The organism is Dolichospermum circinale AWQC131C (assembly GCF_000426905.1).
GTDB classification, from domain to species: Bacteria; Cyanobacteriota; Cyanobacteriia; order Cyanobacteriales; family Nostocaceae; genus Dolichospermum; species Dolichospermum circinale.
In genome coordinates this window covers 1-1,530 of the sequence record NZ_APIY01000438.1, presented here as the reverse complement: position 1 = coordinate 1,530, position 1,530 = coordinate 1, and the positions used below count along the sequence as shown (strand labels likewise).

The 1,530-nt window shown below is 36.7% G+C and carries 2 protein-coding genes; both read right to left on the bottom strand.

Annotated features, from left to right (window positions below; genetic code table 11):
• Window positions 1-9: 9 nt before the first annotated feature.
• A complete protein-coding gene (locus tag ACIR131C_RS21440; protein WP_081677135.1) occupies window positions 10-1,101 on the bottom strand; it encodes an RNA-guided endonuclease InsQ/TnpB family protein in 1,092 nt (363 codons plus the stop codon).
• The coding region (locus ACIR131C_RS21435) for an IS607 family transposase (protein WP_035371293.1) at window positions 1,073-1,530 on the bottom strand (458 nt) is incomplete at its 5' end. The genes ACIR131C_RS21435 and ACIR131C_RS21440, both read right to left, overlap by 29 nt.

The window sequence follows — 1,530 nt, the reverse complement described above, 5'->3', positions numbered from 1 at the left end:
TAACTAATGCTAACAAATACATAAGTTGAGATTGTCTCTCAACCAAGGCGTATCAACCAATGCACGAAGATAAATTCCTCGCGCACCATTCAAATCTCGGTTCATGATTCTACCATCTAGCCGAGATTTGATGATTTTAGATCCCCCTAGATTATTGATAATTTCACCAGTCCAACTTACTGTTTTTGAAGTATATGCTTCATTAACATCAATTACTATTTTTGATAATTCATTTGCTTTGTGTTTGATAAATTTCTTGAACTTGTAATGACTTAACGTAAGCATTTGTCGAACTGATTTAGACCTGATTCTTCTCTTGGCTTTTCTAGACATAATAGATGTCTCGAAAGTAGGAAGTAAAATCACATCAAAATTATCAACCAGAAACCTAGATGTCTTTTTATGCAACTCGTCCACTAGATATTTAATCTTTCCTCTTAACCGAGTTGCAGCATTTTTTAATCTTTTCTTTTGTCTGCTTTTAGCTTTAGATATTTTGCTGATTAACTTATCTAGCTTAAAACAAAGTTTTTGGATTCTTAGATTAGCATTTTCGCCTAACCATCCAAAGCTATTATCAGAGAAGAAGGTTAAAAAATTTCTAATTCCGGGATCTAAAGCCACGACACGCCCTTGGTTCTCGGTCTTGTGTCGTGGGCTTTCTGTTGGTAAGCAGATGTAGTAATCTCCATAAAATGAGACTAATCTACAATCTCCAAACCCATCAGGTAAAGTTTCTTTATATTCCAATTCTCCTAAAACAGTGTGATAAATTCCTGCATCTTTTATGGCAGATTTGGGAATATAACAAGACTGTACAGGATCTTTTTTGGTTCTAAATCTACACCTACTAATCCCACCACCATCAATATACTTTTTCTTGGCATTCTTAACAGCCTGACAAGCATCTTTGATGGCAATCGCCTTAATTTGATATGGTGCATCTTTACACCAATCAGGTAATCCTTGAATAATCCCGGTTTTTATCTCTTTCCAATTGGCTTTTGTTTCTGGAGTTTGTAAATATCTAATTGTTTCGTTATAGGCAAACCTGGAAGCACCAAACCAATATTTAATTTTCCTTTTCTGTGCAGGACTCAATTTCAGATAAATCTTCTTTGATTTTTTTAGAGTATTTCCTAAGTCCCTGCATTCTACAGGAAAAGACGTGAAGGATTGAGAGTAAATCCTGGGTAAGTTCTGATTGTGGACAGTGTACTGTTTTGTCAAGAACCACGATTTGTCCACCGTTTTGTTCGACCATATATTGTACAAGTTCAAATCCAAATCTTGCGAGTCTGTCCCGACAGGCAACAACAAGGATGAATTTATTTCCTTGCAAAAGTCTGTCCAGTAGGGAGCGCAGACCTTTTCTTTTGAAGTTGAGTCCTGAGCCAATATCTTTGATGATTTCTGCGTCTGGGTAGAGGGATTGCATATAGGCGATTTGTCTATCAAGGTCATCTCGCTGTTTTGAAGAACTGACCCGGCAGTAGCAAATAGTGGGAGTTCTAATTGAATCGCCCGTGA